Source organism: Periweissella ghanensis, from assembly GCF_918814755.1.
Taxonomy (GTDB): Bacteria; Bacillota; Bacilli; order Lactobacillales; family Lactobacillaceae; genus Periweissella; species Periweissella ghanensis.
In genome coordinates this window covers 1-21,823 of the sequence record NZ_CAKKNT010000031.1, presented here as the reverse complement: position 1 = coordinate 21,823, position 21,823 = coordinate 1, and the positions used below count along the sequence as shown (strand labels likewise).

General features: G+C 38.6%; 19 protein-coding genes and 1 riboswitch. Of the genes, 5 read left to right on the top strand and 14 right to left on the bottom strand.

Translation table 11 applies throughout. The features are described from left to right. Positions 1 to 165: 165 nt before the first annotated feature. The 6 genes from ribH to LQZ76_RS08705 all read right to left on the bottom strand — a co-directional run bounded on the left by ribH (position 166) and on the right by LQZ76_RS08705 (position 5,676). Positions 166 to 627, bottom strand: a complete 462-nt coding sequence (gene ribH / locus LQZ76_RS08730; RefSeq protein WP_230099340.1) for a 6,7-dimethyl-8-ribityllumazine synthase — start codon at positions 625 to 627, stop codon at positions 166 to 168. A gap of 117 nt (positions 628 to 744) precedes the next feature. Further along, positions 745 to 1,947 (bottom strand): GTP cyclohydrolase II, encoded by a 1,203-nt coding sequence (gene ribA, locus LQZ76_RS08725; RefSeq protein WP_230099339.1) that lies wholly within the window; start codon positions 1,945 to 1,947, stop codon positions 745 to 747. Beyond that, positions 1,944 to 2,531 carry a riboflavin synthase gene (locus tag LQZ76_RS08720; protein ID WP_230099338.1) on the bottom strand — a complete coding sequence of 196 codons (588 nt, stop codon included), beginning with the start codon at positions 2,529 to 2,531 and terminating at the stop codon, positions 1,944 to 1,946. Before LQZ76_RS08720 ends, ribA begins: the two co-directional genes overlap by 4 nt. Beyond that, entirely contained in the window at positions 2,531 to 3,571 is a 1,041-nt protein-coding gene (gene ribD / locus LQZ76_RS08715) for a bifunctional diaminohydroxyphosphoribosylaminopyrimidine deaminase/5-amino-6-(5-phosphoribosylamino)uracil reductase RibD (protein WP_230099337.1), read from the bottom strand. The genes LQZ76_RS08720 and ribD overlap by 1 nt, the downstream gene beginning before the upstream one ends. A 138-nt stretch (positions 3,572 to 3,709) precedes the next feature. After that, positions 3,710 to 3,843: riboswitch (FMN riboswitch) on the bottom strand. A gap of 76 nt (positions 3,844 to 3,919) precedes the next feature. Then, a complete protein-coding gene (brnQ, locus tag LQZ76_RS08710; RefSeq protein ID WP_230099336.1) occupies positions 3,920 to 5,287 on the bottom strand; it encodes a branched-chain amino acid transport system II carrier protein in 1,368 nt (455 codons plus the stop codon). A gap of 110 nt (positions 5,288 to 5,397) precedes the next feature. Beyond that, a complete protein-coding gene (locus LQZ76_RS08705) occupies positions 5,398 to 5,676 on the bottom strand; it encodes a hypothetical protein (protein ID WP_230099335.1) in 279 nt (92 codons plus the stop codon). Between the two features lie 391 nt (positions 5,677 to 6,067). Between LQZ76_RS08705 and LQZ76_RS08700 the strand changes: the two genes are divergently transcribed. Beyond that, a complete protein-coding gene (locus tag LQZ76_RS08700) occupies positions 6,068 to 6,436 on the top strand; it encodes a ribonuclease G (protein ID WP_230099341.1) in 369 nt (122 codons plus the stop codon). 36 nt (positions 6,437 to 6,472) lie between these two features. Here LQZ76_RS08700 and LQZ76_RS08695 read toward each other — a convergent pair whose 3' ends face one another. The 3 genes from LQZ76_RS08695 to LQZ76_RS08685 form a co-directional block, all read right to left on the bottom strand. Beyond that, the gene (locus LQZ76_RS08695; RefSeq protein WP_230099334.1) at positions 6,473 to 7,759 is read right to left on the bottom strand and encodes an APC family permease; all 1,287 of its coding nucleotides are present in this window, start codon (positions 7,757 to 7,759) and stop codon (positions 6,473 to 6,475) included. A gap of 117 nt (positions 7,760 to 7,876) precedes the next feature. After that, the gene (locus LQZ76_RS08690; RefSeq protein ID WP_230099333.1) at positions 7,877 to 10,573 is read right to left on the bottom strand and encodes an SH3 domain-containing protein; all 2,697 of its coding nucleotides are present in this window, start codon (positions 10,571 to 10,573) and stop codon (positions 7,877 to 7,879) included. A 414-nt stretch (positions 10,574 to 10,987) separates the two neighbouring features. Next, the gene (locus tag LQZ76_RS08685; RefSeq protein ID WP_230099332.1) at positions 10,988 to 11,290 is read right to left on the bottom strand and encodes a helix-turn-helix domain-containing protein; all 303 of its coding nucleotides are present in this window, start codon (positions 11,288 to 11,290) and stop codon (positions 10,988 to 10,990) included. Positions 11,291 to 11,847: 557 nt separating this feature from the next. Between LQZ76_RS08685 and LQZ76_RS08680 the strand changes: the two genes are divergently transcribed. The 3 genes from LQZ76_RS08680 to LQZ76_RS08670 all read left to right on the top strand — a co-directional run bounded on the left by LQZ76_RS08680 (position 11,848) and on the right by LQZ76_RS08670 (position 15,521). Further along, on the top strand, positions 11,848 to 13,200 hold the full coding sequence (locus LQZ76_RS08680; protein ID WP_230099331.1) for a sugar porter family MFS transporter: 1,353 nt from the start codon (positions 11,848 to 11,850) through the stop codon (positions 13,198 to 13,200). A 162-nt stretch (positions 13,201 to 13,362) separates the two neighbouring features. Then, positions 13,363 to 14,364: an FUSC family protein gene (locus LQZ76_RS08675; protein ID WP_230099330.1), complete on the top strand. Its 1,002-nt coding sequence runs from the start codon at positions 13,363 to 13,365 to the stop codon at positions 14,362 to 14,364. Between the two features lie 152 nt (positions 14,365 to 14,516). Next, a complete protein-coding gene (locus LQZ76_RS08670; protein WP_230099329.1) occupies positions 14,517 to 15,521 on the top strand; it encodes an FUSC family protein in 1,005 nt (334 codons plus the stop codon). 56 nt (positions 15,522 to 15,577) lie between these two features. Here the strand turns inward: LQZ76_RS08670 and LQZ76_RS08665 are convergent, their stop codons facing one another. The 5 genes from LQZ76_RS08665 to LQZ76_RS08645 all read right to left on the bottom strand — a co-directional run bounded on the left by LQZ76_RS08665 (position 15,578) and on the right by LQZ76_RS08645 (position 20,448). Beyond that, positions 15,578 to 16,198: an NAD(P)H-binding protein gene (locus LQZ76_RS08665; protein ID WP_230099328.1), complete on the bottom strand. Its 621-nt coding sequence runs from the start codon at positions 16,196 to 16,198 to the stop codon at positions 15,578 to 15,580. A gap of 209 nt (positions 16,199 to 16,407) precedes the next feature. Next, positions 16,408 to 17,091, bottom strand: coding sequence for an ABC transporter ATP-binding protein (locus tag LQZ76_RS08660; protein ID WP_230099327.1), 684 nt, complete (start codon positions 17,089 to 17,091; stop codon positions 16,408 to 16,410). Positions 17,092 to 17,094: 3 nt separating this feature from the next. Further along, positions 17,095 to 18,150, bottom strand: a complete 1,056-nt coding sequence (locus LQZ76_RS08655) for an ABC transporter permease (protein WP_230099326.1) — start codon at positions 18,148 to 18,150, stop codon at positions 17,095 to 17,097. Between the two features lie 13 nt (positions 18,151 to 18,163). Beyond that, positions 18,164 to 18,718, bottom strand: a complete 555-nt coding sequence (locus tag LQZ76_RS08650; RefSeq protein WP_230099325.1) for a TetR/AcrR family transcriptional regulator — start codon at positions 18,716 to 18,718, stop codon at positions 18,164 to 18,166. Between the two features lie 119 nt (positions 18,719 to 18,837). Further along, positions 18,838 to 20,448, bottom strand: a complete 1,611-nt coding sequence (locus tag LQZ76_RS08645; RefSeq protein ID WP_230099324.1) for an alpha-amylase family glycosyl hydrolase — start codon at positions 20,446 to 20,448, stop codon at positions 18,838 to 18,840. A gap of 354 nt (positions 20,449 to 20,802) precedes the next feature. Here LQZ76_RS08645 and treR point away from each other — a divergent pair, with 354 nt between their 5' ends. Beyond that, positions 20,803 to 21,525: a trehalose operon repressor gene (treR, locus tag LQZ76_RS08640; protein ID WP_230099323.1), complete on the top strand. Its 723-nt coding sequence runs from the start codon at positions 20,803 to 20,805 to the stop codon at positions 21,523 to 21,525. Positions 21,526 to 21,823: the final 298 nt, after the last annotated feature.

Genomic DNA, 21,823 nt, shown 5'->3' with positions numbered 1-21,823 from the left:
GCTCGCTAATTTATTCACTTTTTTCAAAATAAAAAAATTCCAGATGGAAATGATACTCATTTCCATCTGGAATTTTTATTTAAGAGGTAGTTATGTCACAACCCCTTTTTAGTGTATTTCTCGATATCGCCCGACTTCTGTCACGCTCCCTTCATGGATAGCGTATTAAATTTGATCTGCTAAGCTCATCATTTCAAGTAAGGCCGTGGCAACTTCACCACCCTTATTACCGGCTTTCGCACCAGCACGTTGTTGTGCTTGTTCTAAAGTATCAGTTGTAACTACACCAAAGACGACTGGAATATCACTCTCTAAGGCCACTTGACCAATCCCCTTAGCAGTTTCATTGATTACTAAATCATAGTGAGCTGTTTCACCGCGAATAACGGCCCCAAGCGTAACCACCCCGTCATACGCACCACTAGCAACTATTTTCTTAGCGACCGAAGGAATTTCAAAGGCCCCAGGTACCCAGATCAAGGTAATATCGTCATCAGCCACCCCATGGCGAACTAAAGTATCTTGGGCCCCACCAATTAATTCGTTAGTGATTAATGAGTTAAAACGACTTGCAATAATTGCTACCTTAACATCTTTTTTAGTGTATAATCCTGTAATTTCGTGCATAATAAATTCTCCTAATATTGGTTTTTATTTTATTTTTAATGTATGTTACTACTTGGTAATTTCCGATAATGCCACACGCTATTTAAACGTGCTGGCCTTATCAGTTGCCTCCGCTTATTACAGCATGTGATTAAATTTGGCTTTTTTCGTGGCTAAATACGCCTCATTATTAGCGTTTTTACCAACTTGTAGTGGCACCCGTTCAACAACTTCAATTCCGTGTTGTTCAAGATCAGCAATCTTTTCCGGATTATTAGTTAATAACCGGACTTGGGTAATCCCCTGGGCTTTTAAAATTGCGGCAGCATGCTCATAAGTCCGTGCATCCGCTGGATGACCTAAAAAGGTATTTGCATCATAAGTATCAAAGCCACCTTCTTGTAACGTGTACGCCTGTAACTTCGCGGCTAATCCAATCCCACGCCCTTCTTGACGTAAGTAAACGACATAACCACCTTCTGCATCAATCGCGGCTAACGCAGCATGTAATTGGGGGCCGCATTCACAACGTTGTGATCCCAGGACATCCCCTGTAAAACATTCTGAGTGCATCCGCACAAGTGGTACTCCCGCACTAACCTTTTGACTAGCAATTAACAAATCAGGTTCCCCGACTGGGTTAGGAAAGGCGGTTAAATTAAAATTTCCATGATCAGATGGTAACTTAACAGTTGGACCCGGTTGTAAACTAACATCAGCTGTCACTTGGCGATAAGTAATGATATCTTGAATTGAAATTTGGCTTAAGCCATTGTCCTGAGCGATCGTTGCTAATTCAGCTTCACGCGCCATCGTCCCATCGGGATTTAAAATTTCAATAATGTAGCTTACTGGTGGTACGCCAGCTAACTTAGCTAAATCAACGGCTGCTTCAGTGTGTCCTGGTCGTACTAGTACACCTCCATCATCCGCGATTAATGGAAAGATGTGGCCGGGCCGTTCGAAATCAGCTGCAACACTTTGACCATCCGCCAAAGCTTTAACCGTCATCGTTCGATCAGCCACTGAAACCCCCGTCACGGTATCTTTGTGGTCAACACTCAACGTAAACTTAGTCCCAAACTTTTCGGTATTATCACTTACCATGGGTGTTAATGCTAATTCATTGGCCCGTTGTGCTGACATTGGTACACATAACAAACCTCGCCCAAGCGTCAACATTTGATTCACCGCTGCATCACTAACAAACGCGGCCAAACCAATTAAATCACCTTCATGTTCGCGTTGGGCGTCATCGGCCACAATTACCAATTGTCCTTGTTTCATAGCTGCGAGCGCATTTTTTACCCGTGTAACGCTGGCTAATTGTTCTGTATTCATTTCGTTACTCCTCGTAATAAGTATTTCGCTAAGATATCCGTTTCCAAATTTACCACAGCCCCAATTGGCTTACTTGCTAATAGGGTTACATCTTGAGTGTGCGGAATTAACGCGACAGTAAAGCGCGGTCCATTAACTTTAACGACGGTTAAGCTCATACCATCAATCGCAATCGATCCTTTAGTAACAATTTGGCTAATCTGGTCTGGCGCATAAATTTCTAACCATAATGTTTGGCTAACTAATTGTTTTTTCGTGATTTTACCGACACCATCAACGTGGCCCATCACTACATGCCCATCAAACCGGCCGTTCGCGAGCAGGGCTTTTTCAAGGTGGACTTGATCATTAATTTTTAAATATTTAAAATTCGTCGTATCAAACGTCGGCATCATCACATCCGCTTGCATTGATGTTGCTGTCTTAGCCGTAATTGTTAAACATACACCATTAGTCATAACACTTTGACCAATCGTCAAATCGGCAAAGTAGTCAGTTTTAGTCGTAATTTCCATTTGCATTTCATGTTGCTTACGCACTAAACGGGTAATCCGCCCAACATTTGTAACAATTCCCGTAAACATTATGCTTCCTCCCGTTTAATGGTGACTTTAAGGGTGTTATCAATTACTTTAACGTTTTTAATCTTTCCCAAGTCAGTCATGCTATCAGCCGTACCAAAACTTGATACGCCGGTATTTGGTAAGAGCCCGGTCGTTTGGTACACAATAATTTCTTGATAAGCGTGAGCTTGCACAAAGGCTGCATGTAACTCACTACCCCCTTCAACTAGCACCGCTTGAATACCACGTTGACCTAACAAATGTAAAATCGTTTGCGGTGTTACTACTTTTAAATAACTAACTTGCTCCGCTTGAGTTGCAAAATCCGCATTTTCAGTAATAATCAACGTATTATCCTGGGTGACTGCAGCTGAATTCACCAACCGCCCACGCCGATCAATAATCACCCGTAAAGGTTGGTGCTGTGTGTGCACATGGCGGACGGCTAAACTTGGTTGGTCAACCAAGGCCGTCGTACTGCCAATAATAATGGCTTGTTGATAAGCACGTAGCGTGTGACTATCTTCATCTACCACCGCTGAAGTAATCTTGGTGGCTTCATTGCTAGCCGCCGTGATTTTACCATTCAAACTTTGAGCCACCTTTAAGGTGACGTATGGTAATTGATGGGTAAAGAAATAGTGAAAGGCTGGATTAATCGCTTCACTGACTGGTATCGGCCAAATATCAACTTGAACCCCAGCAGCACGTAAACGTTCAACGCCATGCTTAGTCACCAATGGATTAGGATCAATTTGGCCAACCACCACGCGTTGTAGGCCCCATGCCAACATTTGCGTGGCACATGATGGTTGCTTACCAGTATGGGCACATGGTTCTAAGGTGACATAAATGGTTGCCCCGACTAATTGTTGTTTATCCGCGACTTGCTGATAGGCATCAATTTCGGCATGGACATCCCCATATTGATGATGATAACCCACTGCCAAAATGTGGTCGTCTTTAACAATCACCGCCCCGACACGCGGATTCTTCCACGGCCGCCATTGGGCTTGCTGAGCAGCATCAACTGCTAACTGCATGTATTCATAATCTTGCATGTTTTCTCCATTCTAAGTTGGAGGCAAAAAAATGCCCCTGGCGCACTGGCGCCGGGGGCATTCATGGGAATTCATATGCAAACAAACGACACTTTACCAATGAAAAGCTCACAAAGAGCCCACTGGTCGTGTAGTTGTTGTTGTCTTCTCCCATCCAGACTTTAACTGTCGGTCACAGAATCTCACTGTGTCAACCGCTTAATAGCGGGTCACGGACTTTAACTTGCGTTATCACCGTCGGTCGGGAATTTCACCCTGCCCCGAAGACTTTTATTTAATTTAGTAGTACTTCAATATGTTAGCAATTAAAATTTTATTTGTCAAACGAAACTTCTAACTTTTTGTTAGTTAGTTAACTTTGTTCATTAAAAAGCCCGTTTTTTTAACACTCGCCCACCATACTAAACCAATAATGGCGCCCACAATTCCTGGGACAATCCATCCCATCCCAATTGCTTCAAACGGTAAGTAATGATCAGCAAAATTCGTCACCGCTAATACTGGTTCTGCATGGCTAATAAAGGCTGGACTTGCTTTCAATCCGTCAACAAATGCGGCAATCAACGTTAAATATGTGGTCACTTGATAAACGCGCGTATCACTATTAAACAATGGACTGAAGACGGTCAAAATGATCAATGTCATCGCTAATGGGTATAAGAACATTAACACTGGCACTGAATACGTAATAATATTAGTTAATCCAACATTGGCGAAAATTGCTGGCAAGATACTGACCACTGTGGCAAACATTACATAAGAACAGCTCGGGAATAATTCAACAAATGTTTGCGAGAAAGCTGAAATCAATCCCACCGCGGTTTTCAAACACGCCACAATTACGATTAAGGCCAATAGAATACTACCACCTGTACCTAAGTAGTATTGAGATACTTGGGCTAAGGCAATCCCACCATTGGCACTAAGCTTAAAGTGGCCAATACTCATCGCCCCCAAGTATGAAAGTAATGTGTAAATAATTCCCATCAAAATGATACTAACCGCCCCAGATTTAAACGTATCCACCGCAATTGCCCCAGGTCGTTGTACACCACGTTCTTTGATTGACGTAACAATAATAATCCCAAATGCTAATGATGCTAAGGCATCCAACGTGTTATATCCTTGTAAGAAACCGGTGAAGAACGGTTGGGTAGTGTATGGCGTTTGCACGGCACCATGACTAACTTGGCCGAGGGGATGAATAAATGCCATGGCTAGTAAAACTGCCAATAAAATTAAAAAAATGGGATTAAGATATTTACCCACATAATCCAGTAACTTACTTGGTTTGAGGGCTAATAGCCATGCACAGAAAAAGAAAGCAATACTAAAAATAGCTAATACCAAAGCTTGTTGTTGTGGTGCAACAAATGGTACGACCCCAATTTGAAAAGAAGTTGTTGCTAATCGTGGTAACGCAAAAAATGGCCCAATTACTAAATAAAGTAAAATCGTAAAAATATATGCATACTTCCGGTTAACTCGTGAAGCGATATCAAATAATCCGTTGGTTTTTGAAATCCCTGCGGCAATAATTCCTAAAAATGGCAAACCAATCGCAGTAATTAAAAAACCTAAATTAGCAAGTAAAATATTGGCACCGGCTTGTTGCCCCATATTAACTGGGAAAATTAAGTTACCAGCACCAAAAAAAAGGCCGAACAACATAGAACCAAGATAAAGATAATCTTTCTTCGTCAATTTTTTATCCATATAACACCTCCAAAAATAAATTAACAATAAATTAACAAAAAACATAGCAAAAAGCAATGATTTTTTAATCGTTTTATCATTTTTATTTTCAGAAGCAATTGTTTGCCTTACTAAATGCGTTGGCGATGCTCAACATATTCAAACATGAGTAAAATTGAAATAATTGCGCCAACCAACATATATAATCCATAGCGTTCAAAATAATTATTCTTATCTGCTTGCCCAACACTCTTTCGATTATCACCCATATGTTGCTCCTGCCGGGCTGCATTGACCGCAGTTAAGACCGTATCTGCCTGCACATTTACAACTTGGTTACTAATTAACATGCCGGTAAAAATACTGATTATTACCCCCAACACCCCTAAAAATTTAAGTAATTTTGTCATTTAAATTATCCCCCGAAAATCAAATGTTTTTAAGTTACCTTTACTATACCAAGGATTTTTACCAAAAATGTGTTCACTTTTTCTTATTTTAATAAATAATTGAAGCATAATTAATTCGAAAGCATTATCAATGCACGAATTTTAAATTTATGTTAAAATCCACGATGAGTCTATAATTTAATTTATATGGAGGAACATTATTATGAACGGTGGCGATCCAATCCAACCAATGGATTCTATGCAACAAGTTGATCCAACCCAACCAGTCCAACAATCACATCCAGATGCTGTCCAACCAACACCAGCAACTAACATCAAATTTGTGGATGCTACGGAAGTCCCTGAAAAAGAGGCCACTGAACCAAAGCCAGATCCACAACCTGAATATAGTATGCCTAATGATGACGCCGCCTATCGCTATATCCCTGAAGGTGTTCAAAGCTGGAATTGGGGGGCCTTTATGTTTAACTTTTATTGGGGTATTGGTAATAAAAGTTATTTAACCCTCTTTTGCTTAATTCCGTTTTTTAACATTATTTGGGCGTTTGTTTGTGGTATTAAGGGGAATGAATGGGCTTGGATTAACGGCAATTATTCTGATGTTAAAACTTTCCAAGCAGTTCAAAAGACTTGGAATCGAGCCGGCCTATTTGCCTTTATTTTCTCAGTTATTGCCATTGTATTAGTAATCTTATTTTATGTCTTTATCTTTGCCGCTATTGTCGTAAATTATCAAAATGAAACCGGTACAACCTATTAAAAAAACACCATCCATGGATGGTGTTTTTTATTGCATTTATTTTTTATACTTACCCGTGACAAAATATGACACGATTGCGGCCATAATACCAAAGAGGCCAAATAATAATAAATTGTGTTCTGCTTGACTTAACAACCAAATACTCAAAACCAAAGCAACCATTGGAATAACTGGTCCCAACGGTAATTTGTAGTCAGGTTGTGGACCTTTTTTAGTAAAGTAAAAATAAATTACCGCTAAAATCGTAGGCAAGTATTGCACAAAGCGTGCGACCACTGACATTTGTGCTAAGACCGCAAATTGACCTGACCAGGTTAATGCCAATGTTAAAATACCAGTTAAAATAACTGCATATGTCGGAATTCCTTGTTTATTAACATGGGCCAATTTCTTAGGTAAAGCACCTTGTTGCGCCATTGCTTGACCAGCTCGGGGCGCTTCAAACGAGGCGTGCACCACAATCCCAAACATTGAAATTAATGTTCCAGCCGCAATTAATGCATACCCCCATTCACCACCAACTGCTCGAAAGGCATCTTGAATTGGTGTGGCTGAATGGGCAACTGCACTACCTAAAATCCCATTTGAAACGGCAATCACTGAAATGTAAACAAAAGCCACCACGGCAATTGCAATAATCAGCGCTCGGGGCACATTCTTACTAGGGTTACGATAGTTTTCCGAAGCAATTGTCATCGTTTCAAATCCTGTAAACGCATATAACAATAGCACAGCAGCTGATCCAAAAGTCCCAAAATTTAAATGGGGACTTACTAAGGGGGTTAAATTGGCCGGCTTTAAGAAAAAGATTCCAATCGCAATGAATAAAAATAAAGGTACTAATTTTGCCACCGTAGCAATTGAATTGAGGGCTTTCATAAAATGAACCCCCATTAAATTAAGGATGGTTAACCCTGCTACTAATAAAAAAGAAAATGCGTGACTAGCAAAATTTGAACTCAAAATCGGAAAAGTACTCCCTAAAGCCGCAGTTAGTCCTGCAATCATCGCTGACCAAGCAATCATCCGAATTAAATAAGTCATAAAGCCCACAATGTAGCCCACAAAGCCACCAAAAGCTTCTTTGGCGTACAAGTACGCACCGCCATTAGCATGAAACCGTGAACTCATGTCAGCAAACGAAAGCGCAATCGTTAACACTAAGATTACATCGATAATAGCTACTAAAATACCACTATTACCAACAATTTTATATACCTGACTTGGCATCAAAAAAATACCTGTCCCGATAATCCCATTAATCCCAAATAAAATAAGCGCAAATAAACCAAATTTATGTTTTTCTGTAACTTGATGTTCCATAAGTCTTACCTTTCTATGTTTAAGTCAATATTAAGATATCTTAACAAAGATTAATACCTTATAGCAACCATTAGTATTAAAAAAACTCAAAAGCGATTGGTTTTGAGTTTTTTTAATTTAAAACATACCTTTTAAAGCGTTAAGCAATTGTTGTGTTGCTTGTTGGTATTGTTGTTGTGATGAGGCCCAAAAATTTTGAATATTTTGCGCATTTTGTAAAGCTTGTTGTAAGCTCACAGAATTACGTAAGTTTGGCGCTTGTTGGGCGGTTTTAATTGCCGCAGCTAACCCAGCCCGAATACTTGGTGTAATCGTAATTGGCAAGCGCACAATGTTACTCATCGCCGCTTGAAGTTGTTGTGTTGCATTTTGATATTGCGCTTGTGATGAAGCCCAGAAATTTTGCACGTTACGTGCATTTTGCAAGGCGGTTTGCAAGTTCGCAAATGACGTTGCACTATAATATGGTGCCGTGTATTGACTACCGGCATTAATGGCACTAGTTAACGCACTTCTCACACTCGGATCAATCGTAATTGGCAAACGTTCAATGTTATTCATCGCCGCTTGGAGTTGTTGTGTCGCATTTTGATATTGTGCTTGTGATGAAGCCCAGAAGCCTTGCACGTTACGTGCATTTTGCAAGGCGGTTTGCAAGTTCGCAAATGACGTTGCACTGTAATATGGCGCCGTGTATTGACTACCGGCATTAATGGCACTAGTTAACGCACTTTTCACACTCGGATCAATCGTAATTGGCAAACGTTCAATGTTATTCATCGCCGCTTGGAGTTGTTGTGTCGCATTTTGATATTGTGCTTGTGATGAGGCCCAGAAACCTTGCACATTCCGTGCATTTTGCAAGGCGGTTTGCAAGTTAGCAAATGACGTTGCACTGTAATATGGTGCCGTGTATTGACTACCGGCATTAATCGCATTAGTTAAGGCACTTTTTACACTCGGATCAATTGTAATTGGTAAGCGTTCAATGTTGGCCATCGCCGCTTGGAGTTGTTGCGTTGCATTTTGATAATCAGTTGCACTGGCTGTTTTTGAACTAATAACGTGTTTAGCCGCGGTAAGCGCTGTTTGTAAGTTCGCAAATGACGCAGCACTGTAATATGGTGCCGTGTATTGACTACCCGCATTAATGGCTGCTTGTAAAGCATCTGAGACGGCTTTAGGAATTACAATGACCGTTGTGGCCGCAATGGCTGCATCTAATTTAGTTTGCGCATTTTGGAAATCATTAGTCGTTGATTTGACACCATCACGGACCGCCCGACTATTGGCAATTTGTGTTTGTAAATTAGCAAAAGCGGCACTCGTATAATCATCTTGATCGGCTGACAAGGCCTTAATAATTGATGCTTGCAAATTATTCCATGCACTTTGAGGCACGGTATTATTCATCGCTTGTTCAAGTTGTTGCATCGCGTTTTGGAAATCTAGTGGTGATTGACTGTTGTCACGGACATTGCGTCCATTAGCGATTGCTGTAATTAAAGCAGCCATTGACTGTTGCGTATAGTCAGCGCTATTAAACGCCAAAGCATTGATAATGTCATCTTGTAACCCTTGCCAAATATCTGGCGTAATTGGGGATGCTTTTAGCTGAATAATGGCTGCTTGGATACTAGCGATAGCCGCTTGAATTTGGGCCAGTGTTGATGCTGCGTTATCACGAATACTACGACCATCATTCATTGCTTGTTGCAAGATAGCATATGACGCAGCAGTATATTTATCTGCGGTATATGGTAAACCAGTAATAATTGTTTGTTGTAATTGATCGCGAGCTGAGGCAACTCCAGCCGCAGGGACCGCATTAATATTGGTTAAGAATGAACCGGAAACCCAACCACCATTATCAATTTGATACCAATTAGCATTTCCATATACTGGTTCCCCATTCGAAATTTGGGCCGTAATATTAACGCTTTGGTTAGCACTCAATCCACCAATTACGTTAGCATACGTATTTGAATATTGTCGTACGTTAACAGCGCCCGTAGTCATCGCTGTGCCCATCAAAGCGGTATTATTATAATTAGCAATTGAATTTTGACCATAACCGTTATTAGTAATTCCCGTTAAATCAACATTCCCATCTAAGCTCTTACCACCATAAGTTGAGGTAAATTGCCAAATTGCAAGTCCTGGAATATATGGCATTCTAAACCCACTTTGAGCTGTCATATACCACATTGGTGGATTATACACTGCCCCATTCAAAGGATAATCGGCATCCCATATGGTAAAGCCAAATTTTTGGACCACGGCATTGACATCCACATAATTTTTGAAATAAGTGACCCCACTATATAACATTGGCGTGTAACCCGCATTTTTAATCATCGTCATTGCTGAGATGATTGTGGCGGTATTAGCAATCACATTTGAACTAGCCCCAGATTCATAATCAAGGGCGACAATTGAACCTTTTGGCGTGGTAACTTCTGACAAAAAGTGTTGCACTGCTAAATCACCTAAGCGCGTATCCCCACCAACTTCAAACCAAATATAAGTGTGCGCAGCTTTGCCTTGAGCAAGGGCACTAGATACTTGGGGCCGATAAGATGATTGTTCATACATCCGTGGTGTACCGTTGCTATTCCAACCAACAACCCCTCCCACTTGTGAAACCATAAAGGCGTCACTACTTGAGCCATAACCCAAATAAGCACCGCGTCCATTATTTAATGACCAATCAACCCCAGTACGGGCAGCTTTAACATGCACCGCACTTAGTGGCGTTCCCACAGTCGTCGTCAGTAATACGGCGATACCGACTAAGATTGTTCCCTTCTTCATACCATCCTCCATCTTGTATACGATTTTCTTAATTTTTTTATTTTATTTAAACGGTTTTAAATATTAATCGTATCCTTTAATTTTACTAAACTTTTCACCAATTAATTATTTCAATCCTCTAACAAAACACAGATTTATGGTTTGTATCACGTATATAAAACGTTATATGATTAATTCAAAAAACATCTATGATACCTGATTTAATCCCTCACTATTTTTTAATTTATTTTTAACGATATTTTAAACTTATCCGCGATACCAACAATGTTTAACTTTCAATACCATAAGAACTTTAATTTATAAATCTACGGGTTATTTCTGTCCTAATATCCTGATAAAAATTTTTTATAGTATAAAAAAGTCGATGGCGCCAAAGATACCATCGACTTTTTTTAATTTTTAATTACACTACCGCTATTCAGCAGCCATTAATTTCTTAGCAAAAATAAAGAGCTGTTCCTTCTTAACAGTACTTAATTCCTTATATATCGAACAAATATCACCGATTTGAATAATATCATCCCCAAAAAGGCGATTAACATCAATCTCATAAATTGCGGCCAGTTTTTCAATATGATCATATTTAGGTAAATTTCGCCCTGATTCCCACGCCGAGATGGCTGAGGGATTGATGCCAAGCATTTCAGCTAATTGGCGCTGTGATAAGTGTTTCGATACACGTAAATTTTTTAAGTTAATATCGATATTAGCTAACATAGGACTACCTCATTATTTTGATTAAATACTAGATTTTGGATTATCGTTACTTTAAATGTTTGTTCTACATTTCACAATAAGTATAACTCATTGATATTGAAAATCAATACTTTCTGCATATTAATTGGTATTTTACGTAATTTTTATTTGTGAACATAATAACTTTATTACGTTAATTATAATTTTTATGATTATTTATATTGAAATAACTAATATTACGTTTTAATAGCTGCTATGCCAAAAGTCCACCGATTCGTGGCCATAAAATGATAATTTACAATAAATAAACTAATATTAACTTAACTTATAACGTGATTCGTTTAAGAACTTAAAACTTTTTTCCAATATTTAAAAATTTTTTTACTTTAAATTGTATATAGCAAAAATCAGTATTCTAGGCATTTCTTATGAAAGGGTTTTCATTAACGTGAAATAAGGCTATTGCACAATTAATTTAACCTTGCTATGATAAATGACGTTGAAAGAAAGCGTTTACAAAAAACGTTTTCAAACTACAGATAAATATTATTAGATTATAGATTGTGAGAATTATTATTATGAAGATTAACGTTATGTTTATTTTTATTTTCGGGGCCCTTGGTGGTCTGCTTTTCGGTTTTGATACAGGTATTATTTCTGGTGCTTCACCACTTATTGAAAACTCATTCCATTTATCAGTTGCTGAAACTGGTTTCATCACTTCATCAGTGTTGATTGGTTCTACAGCCGGTGCGCTTTCAATCGGTGGTTTAGCTGACAAATTTGGTCGTAAAAAGCTTCTTATCATCGCAGCTCTATTCTTTGTGGCTGGTTCACTTCTAACTGCTTCAGCTACTGGCTTTGCAATGATGGTCTTTGCACGTATCATCCTTGGTTTAGCGGTTGGGGCTGCTTCAGCTTTAACACCTGCTTACCTTGCCGAACTTGCACCTGCTAAATTCCGTGGATCTCTTGGTACTTTATTCCAATTGATGATTACTTTAGGAATTTTACTTGCCTACGTTTCAAACCTCGGGTTCCTTGGTCACAACTTACTTGGGATTACTGACTGGCGTTGGATGCTTGGCTCAGCCTTGATCCCAGCCATTGCATTGTTTGTCGGTGGTTTATTATTACCAGAATCACCACGTTACTTAATGGCTCACGGTAAAGAAGCCGAAGCTAAAGCCGTTCTTACACACCTTCGTGCTAAACACGGTGAAGATGTTAACGTTGAATTAGCTGAAATGCGTGAAATCTTAAAGCAACCAAAAGGTGGTTTAAAAGAACTTTTCACTTTCGCTCGTCCAGCCGTTATCGTTGCTGTTGGTATCATGTTCTTACAACAATTAGTTGGGATTAACTCAGTTATCTACTTCTTACCTCAAGTTTTCATTAAAGGATTTGGTTTTGACGCTTCAAACGCCATCTGGATCTCAATTGGTATCGGTATCGTTAACTTCGTTGTTACAATTCTTGCAACAATGATCATGGATTCATACAACCGTAAGTCACTTCTTACTTTTGGTTCAATCGTGATGACTGTTTCACTTGCCGTTTTAGCTATTCTTAACTACACGGTTGATGTTAAGACTGCTGCCATCCCTACTATGCTTCTTATCGCTACTTACATCTTTGGTTTCGCCATTTCATGGGGCCCAATTGCTTGGTTGCTTATCGGTGAAATCTTCCCACTTGCAGTTCGTGGAGTTGGTTCATCAATTGGTTCTGCTGCTAACTGGATTGGTAACTTCATCGTTTCTCAATTCTTCTTGGTATTGCTTGCCGTCTTCCACAACAACGTGGGTGGTCCTTTCGGGGTCTTTGGTATCTTTGCCTTCATCTCAATCTTCTTCGTTAAGTACCTCGTGCCTGAAACTCGTGGTAAATCATTGGAAGAAATTGAACTTGAAATGCGTCACAATAACTAATATATCTTTAAAAAAGCCAATGTCCTCGGACGTTGGCTTTTTTGTGTTTTCCTTAAGAAACTGGTATTTTTATAGTATATAACCTGACATCTTTAAATTAACTTGCTGAGCATCCACAAAATATGTTAGGATGTTAAAATTTGATTTTTTCGGAGGAGTTTTATGTTTTCAAAAGCAAGTCTCGTACATGCCGGTTTTGGGATGCTCAATATTGCCATCCCCTTATTTATTGGGATGGCAATTCACAATTATTGGTTAGGGGTCATGGGCGCCTTTGGATCATTAATTTTTATGTACTATGTGCCGGTCAATCGCGAACGTACTTTTACCCAAATGGTACTAGTTACTGGTATTTCAATTATTAGTTTCCCAATTAGTGCGCTAACAGCAAGTGTACCTTGGATTAGTGTGCTCTGGATTGGTTTATTAGCTTACTTGATTCAATACACCCTGACAAGCGGTAAATTCATTGGTCCGGGCGCGTTCTTCTTAATGATGATTAATGGAATGTTAGCGACTTTACACCGTTTCCCAATGCACTTTACCTTAATGTTAGCTGTTTATGCCATTATCGGGGCCGTTTTATCATTCATTTTTAGCATCATTGAACCAAAATTAATGGGTCAACCATTGAGTTTCAACCTTGATTTAAACTTTGAAGCTGACAACTTGCAAATTGCTGTTAAAAGTTTAGTTTATGCCATTTTTGCCTTTATTGCGTACTTTGTCGGCTACAGTTTCCATTTACCAAACTACTACTGGTTCTTAGTCGGAGCAATTTCAGTGCTGCAAGGAGAAAATTTTGTCCATGCCCGTAAACGACAATTCGATTATGTCGTGGCAGCAATTGTTGGTTGTTTATTTGCTTGGGGCATTTATGAAGTTGTTAGCGAGCCCATCGTCCTTTCAGTCATTGCCATTATCTTACTTGGTATCATTTGCCTAACGATTAACCGTAATTATATGATTGGGAATTTCTTTACGACCCCAATTGCATTAATCTTATTCAAATTAGCATTACCCAATATCAGTAATTCATTAATTGAATTCCGATTACTAGCCATTGTGGTTGGGACAACGATTGGATTATTAGGAATTCTGTACTTTGATCATTTAATGAAGAAGCAAAAAACGTTGAATTTAAAAGATTACGAAATCAATTAATTAAAAAAAGAAGCGTGTATCCACTCTTGGGCACGCTTTTTTTATTATCCTAAAATAACATAATCATTAAATTATTAAACGTATTAATTTAAATTGATATGTCCTAAATCCCTATGCTAAACTATAAGAATTTGGATATCTGGAGGAATTTTATGTTTACAAAAGCAAGCTTTGCGCATGCCGGCTTTGGGATGCTCAATATTGCCTTCCCCTTGATTATTGGTTTTCTATTACACAACAACTGGTTAGGGGTAATGGGCGCCTTTGGGACCCTTTTATTTATGTATTATGTTCCCGCCAATGCTGAGAAAACCTTTAGTCAAATGATTCTGGTCTCATTTATTGGTGTCATTAGTTTCCCAATCAGTGCCGTAATGTCAACCGTTCCTTGGCTTAGCCTATTGTGGATTGGTTTGTTAGCTTACGTAGTTCAGTATGTCTTAACTGGGAACAAATTCATTGGTCCTGGTGCCTTCTTTTTAATGATTATTAACGGAATGCTTTCAAGCTTACACCGTTACCCATTTGAACAAGTCATTACCATGTCTATGTGGGCATATATTGGGGTGGCAACTTCATTAATTTTGGGAATTCTTGAAGCGCTAATTATGCGTGAAGAGCACTTTACCTTTAAATTACACTTTAATTTTCAAGCGGCTGATTTACAAATTGCGACGAAGAGTCTAATTTACGGTGTTTTTGGCTTTATCGCTAATTTCATTGGTTTTAGCTTGCATTTCCCTAATTACTACTGGATGTTAATTGGTTCTGTGGCAGTCTTACAAGCTGAAAATATCATTCATGCCCGCCAACGGCAAATGCAATACGTTGGTGGGGCCATTATTGGGTGTGCCTTATCGTTATTGGCCTACCTCTACATTCATGACGAACTTATTTTAGCCATTCTTGCAATCCTCTGTCTTGGCATCATTTGTATCACGATTAGCCATAACTACATGATTGGGAATTTCTTTACAACACCAGTCGCCTTACTATTATTCAAGTGTGCGGTCCCAACCCTTCCTGATAGCTTGGTTGGTTTCCGGATTATCTCATTAGTTATCGGCACAGTAATTGGTTTACTTGGTATTTTATATTTTGATCATTTAATGAAGAAACAAAAAGTTACCACAATGCTGGAAGATAGTTTAGATTAACATTTACCATCACTATTTATAACAAAAAAGAGCTGTACTACAGCTCTTTTTTTATGCTATTTAGTTGATAAGGCGACTGAACTGCGGCTAAATGCTTGTGGTTCGTGCAAAGCAGCCACAAGCCATTCTGCTACTGTTTGCCGGCTAATTGGTCCACCAAGGATTAATTCATGATCGCTTTGTTCATAAATAGCTTGATTTCCAGCATCATCTGTTAGGGCACTTGGTCGAATTAAGGTATAATCAAGGTCACTTGCTTCAATTACGTTAGCTGACACTGCTTGTTCACCAAAATACGTAGTTGGATCACTGGGATCACCTAACACATCAATCCATTTTTCACGGGTTGCCTTTGAAAATTCACCATAAATCCCTGCCGTTGTTACCCAATAGAGACGGTTAACTCCAGCGGCGTGCATCGCATTAACGACACTCTTAGCAGCAGCGACTTGATGGCCATGTACACCTAAATTGGCATATACGGCCGTAATTTGACTCCCCCCTTGTGCCGTTAAAAACGCCGTAACTGCGGCTTGATCAAGAACATCAAGCGCCGTAACATCTGTACTAGCATGCCGACTAGTCTTAATGATTTCAAATTCACCCGTTTGATCTAAGGCGGCGCTCACAAATTGGGCAATATTACCATTGGCACCTAAAATAACAATTTTTTTCATTTTTTAATCCCCTATTAGTTCAATTAATGATATCTACACTACGCCTTTAAAGCTATATTGTCAAAATATAATACGCGAGATTGTAACATAACACTTTTCGAGTACTAAATTACTGCCAAAATACGCCAATAAGTCCCCTGAAGATTTTTCTTCAAGGGACTTATTTAGTGTATTTCTCGATATCGCCTGACTTCTGTCACAGCTCGTACTTATTCGGTTTTGTCCTTTAACAGACTCATTTGACCATCAATAATTTGGTAAACTTTATCTGCTTTTTCTTCTAACCGTTGGTCATGCGTTACAACAATGACCGCTTTTTGGTACTTGTGCGCTAATTGATTAAACAAACTCATAACTTCAAGTGACCGATTAGTATCTAAGGCTGCGGTTGGTTCATCAGCAAGAATATATTCTGGATCAGCATACAAGGCCCGGGCAATGGCCACCCGTTGGCGTTGACCACCTGATAATTCTTTTGGGTATTTAGCTAATAAATCTTTAATCCCTAATGTATCTAACACCCCTTCAAAGCGTTCAGCTGCCATGTTGTTTTGTTTTACTTTATCAACGAGTTCAAATTGTTCCGCCACCGTTAAAAATGGGACCAAGTTGTATGCTTGCAACACAAAGCCAATTTTATTTAGCCGTAATGCACTTTGCTCATTTTTATTAGTTGATGAATACCCACTACCATTAATCAACACTTCCCCAGTTGAAGGTGTTTGCAAACCACCAGCAATCGTTAGAAACGTTGTCTTACCTGAACCAGATGGGCCCACAATCAAAACGGTTTCCCCTTCATGAGCAGCAAAGTTAACTTTATTAAGGGCGGTTAATTGACTAACGCCTGATCCGTATACTTTTGAAACATTCTTTAATTCTAAGTTAGCCATCGGTTAGCCTCCAATCATAGTGTATGGGTCAACTTTTACAATTTCACGAATTGGAATAAGTGATCCAAGGAGTGACATAACAATAATTAATACTGCAGTTACGGCAACATAACTTGCTGAAATGAAGATTGGGACTTGCGCGGGTAAGATTAACGCGGTAATCGTTGTTAAAATAACCGCAATCCCAACTCCGATAACCGCGATTAAAAATGATTGGAACAAGGTATTTTTAACTAAGTACTTAGTCGCAACCCCTTGGGCTTTGAGGACCCCAAAGTTAGGTAATTTTTGAATCGTTAAAATATACAAGAAAATTGTAATCACAATTAAGATAATTACCATCAAGAAACCAATCATAAAGTTAAACGTCATTGTTTGAGCACTGTTACCTGGCAATGCATTAACAAAATCATTAATTGCATAGACTTTACTAGTGTGTAAATTACTTACATTGGGTTTAGCATCTTTAAAGACCACACCATTAACAACACCAGGTCGTTGGGTAATCTTTTGCGCATTAGCAATCGTTGTATAAACAACGGGGGCGATATTTAAATTAGCGTTTTTAGTAAAACCAACAATTTTAGCTGTGATATTGGTATTGGCAAATTTAATGTTATCACCAAGCTTAAAACCATCAACCTTTAAGTTATCTGACACCACAACTTGGTTATCAGCAGTTAACTTAGTCCCATTTTCAATTTTTAAACCTTTGTAGATAAATTCTTTTTGGTCAATTCCAATAACTTGGACCGATTCTTTGTGGCCGGCGGTATCTTTAACCAATCCACCGAATTGTACTAACTTAGCACCACCCGTGGCAGTTGCTTTATTGACATCTGGTGTGTTAACCACTGATTGTGGCAAACTCAATTGCGCATCTTTATTTAAGACAATCGCATTAGCACCCCAAGTATCAATGGCGGCACTATTTAATGTTTGTAATCCAGATGATAACCCTGACAAGATGAATACTAAGTAACTTACTAGCATAATCATCCCCGTGATTAAAGCATACCGGAGCTTTTCATGCTTAATTTCTTTAATTGCTAAAAACATGTTACTTTTCCTCCTATGCACTTATCCCGCGCAAAAATATTTGTACTGTTTCAGTAATCTCTTGATCTGACGTTGGCATATGACTATCACTTAAATAGGCCGTCAAAATCCGAAGAAAGTGGCGTGAAATATTACTTAAAGGAATATCTGTTCGAACATTTTCAACTTGTGCAAAAACCCCTTCAAACGGCGCAAAATAACTTTGATGCCACATGCGAAACATTTCGGCATGATCTTCATTCCCAAAAACTTCAAGCGCATCATGCATCATTTGCCCAAGGTTAATGTGTGTTTCGTTAACTAGGTATAAACTCATGGCCGTCAGATGGTCTGCCACACTCCCAGGTTTTTGGGCAATGACGGTTAATGTTTCACCAATCTCGGCTGAATAACTCGTCAATACTTCACGATATAAATTCACTTTATTTTTAAAGTAATAATAAATAACTGGTTGTTTAATTCCCAATTGATCAGCAATTTGGCGCGTTGAAGTACTATTGTAGCCTTCCTGCATAAAATACGTCGTTGCAACACTCAAAATATCTTGCCGCACATCTTTGTTAGCCATAACGTTCCTTTCTTTATCAAGCGATAAACTTTATCATCTGATAAAACTTTATCACGTGATAAAAGATAATGCAAATAAAAAATCCACAATAAGAATAATTCTTTAGTGGATTTCTAAATTTAATATTTAATTATCAAAGCTTCGTATGGTCGTAATCGATACTTTTGCTTCAATTCAGTCGTAAAGTAATTACTTAATAATACTTCACAATCCTCAGTATCGGCTGGTAACTCAATCGTGGCATCATCACTCCCAAAGTGTGCTAAAATCAAGAGATTCTCATTACCATAGTGCCGAATAAACGCGAATAATTCAGGGGTTTGTTCATATGCCGGTTGGTATTCACCATACTTTAAACTCAAGGAACGCTTCCGCAACGCAATCATATTACGATAAAAAGTAAAGACACTATCATCTTTTTCAATCTCATAACTGACATTGGTTTGCTCATATTCTCCCGGGGTTAACCAAGGTTTGACATTTGAAAAGCCCCCAAATTCACTGGCATCCCACTGCATTGGAACCCGCGTATTATCACTACTTCGATTCCGAACCACAGCAAATGCCCGCTCTTCGGTATATCCTTTGGCCAATAATTTTGCATAGGCGGCTTGGGTTTCAATATCATGATATTGCCCAATATGCGTATAGGCAGAATCTTCCATGCCAATTTCTTCACCCATATACAACATTGGTACGCCTTGGCCAGCTAAGAGAATCATCCCTAATAACTTAGCCCCATCCTTATAATACTCTGGTTGTAGAATAAAGCGATTTAACGCCCGTGATTGTTCTGGATTATCCCAAAATAACACCGATTGGCGTAAGACGGTTTGATGGGCCACCCCTCCGCTGTGAATGACATGCCGTAAATCTTCAAAATCATAGGGCACTAAAGTCCATCGATCGTCTTTTTGATAATCAACTAGTAAGTGCGTATCTGAATACGTTACGAAATTAGGCTTAGCCCAAATTTTCTTAAAACTTGTGCGGGCACTTGCGTGCGTTAACTGTTCGATGATTACTAAGACTTGCGGGAAGCGTTGAAAGACTTCATTATCGAGTAAATCCAAATATTCAACGACTAATTGTTGACGTAAAGTTGCTAAATCCGCTAGTGCCGCCGGCGTATTTAACTGCAAGTCCTTACCAATTAACTCAACATCTTGTAATTGAAAAATACTTACTTGGTGTTCAATCCAAAATTCAAAAATTTGTTTGAATTCATTAATCACATCTGGATTCCGCCAATTCAAATCAGCTTCACCAGCATTACCAATATGTAAGTAATCATGGTCGGTTGTCCCTAATGGTAACCAATGCTGATTCGGATTTTCACTGATTTGCGCTTGCGGACTCACCAAATAATAGTTTAGATACTTTGCATCACCCGTTGTGGCTGCTTGAAACCACGGGTGATCAAGGGCGGTATGATTGATTGAGAATTTAATGCCTACTTCAATATTTAACTGATGGGCGCGGGCAACTAATTCATCAAAATCAGCAACCGTGCCATACACCGGATTAATCTGCTTAAAGTGGCTACTTGCATTCAATGCTTGATCGGGGTCAACTAATAAGCCATCAATCATAATGGCATCAACCCCTAGACGTGCTAAATAATTCAGTTTGGTTGTCACGCCAACTAAATCACCAATTCCATCATCATTACTATCATAAAACGACTTGATATAAATTTCATAGGTTACTTTTTCAACTGCTTTTTCCATAGGCCAATTCCTTTGACTATTTTGCGATTATCGCAAACAGTGATTTTTAACTAATTATTTTAAATACTTTTATCATCGTTAAACTCAATAGTTTTGCACATGTTTGTACAAAGTCGGTTTATTAATCAAGTATAACCCTTCATTTAATGCAAAACTATCTAAATTTAATTAAAGCGCTTGGTATTTCACAAGATATACATTGTTAATAATAACATAGCACTACCTTCCTCGGCAGGTATCTTAATAATTTTTCACCACTAAACCCAATTGAGTGAAAGTTAATGTTGTATGCCCGTAGCAATGACAACATGGGTTATACTAATATATAGTTAAAATATCGAATCGGAGGTCGTAATGGCTGAACTATATAAACAGCTTTATCAAGAATTAAAAGATGCCATTCTTGATGAAAAATATCCCGCTGACAGCTTTTTACCAAGTGAAAGTACTTTGGCTACTAGCCATAATTGCTCGCGTGATACCGTGCGTAAGGCCCTCCTAGCCCTTGAAGCTGAAGGGTATATTCAAAAACAACGAGGTCGGGGCTCACAAGTTTTACAACATAAATTACGTACTTTTCCATTAAACGGGCTGACAAGTTATCAAGAAATTAAAAAATTTCAACATTTAGATACCCAAACATTGGTAAAAACTTTTGAAATCATTTCAGTTGATGAACCGCTCCACAAATTAACGGGGTTTGCTTTAAATAGTGAAGTTTACCATATTGTGCGGGTCCGAATTATTAATGGCTTAACCAGTATTATTGATATTGACTACTTATCAGTTGACGTAATTCCGGGCTTAACGCGTGAAATTGCCAGTCAATCTTTGTATGCTTATATTGAACATGAGTTAAATTTGCAAATTGGTTATTCGGAGAAACAAATTACTTGTCCGCGTTTGTCTTCCCAAGATCGCGAATTAATGCCTGATTTACCAGCTGATGAAAATCGAGTTATTCAAGTTGAAAGTAATTCATACTTAACGGATACGACCCAATTTCAACATACTTTAAGCAAGCATCGGCCAGATCAGTTTAAATTTGATGAGTTTGCGCGGCGGCAAAGTTACTAAAAATAGATTGTTTCACAACTACTTTTTAGTAGTAATTACTTATATAAGGTGTTTTCTAAGACAAATACTAGTATAAAATATAATTTTTGGTACTGATGGCCATGACTTAAGTCATGGGTGTCAGTACCATTTTTTATTCTAATTGCATTGTTTTGTAAAAAAGAGTACAAAAATAGAGATAGCTGCACATGTGACTGCTAAACTAAAGTGAGCCATTTTTAGTCAATAAATGTATACCAAAAATAATCAATAACATTGAGCCACCTCAATCAATTAAAATTAAGAGTATTTAATTTTA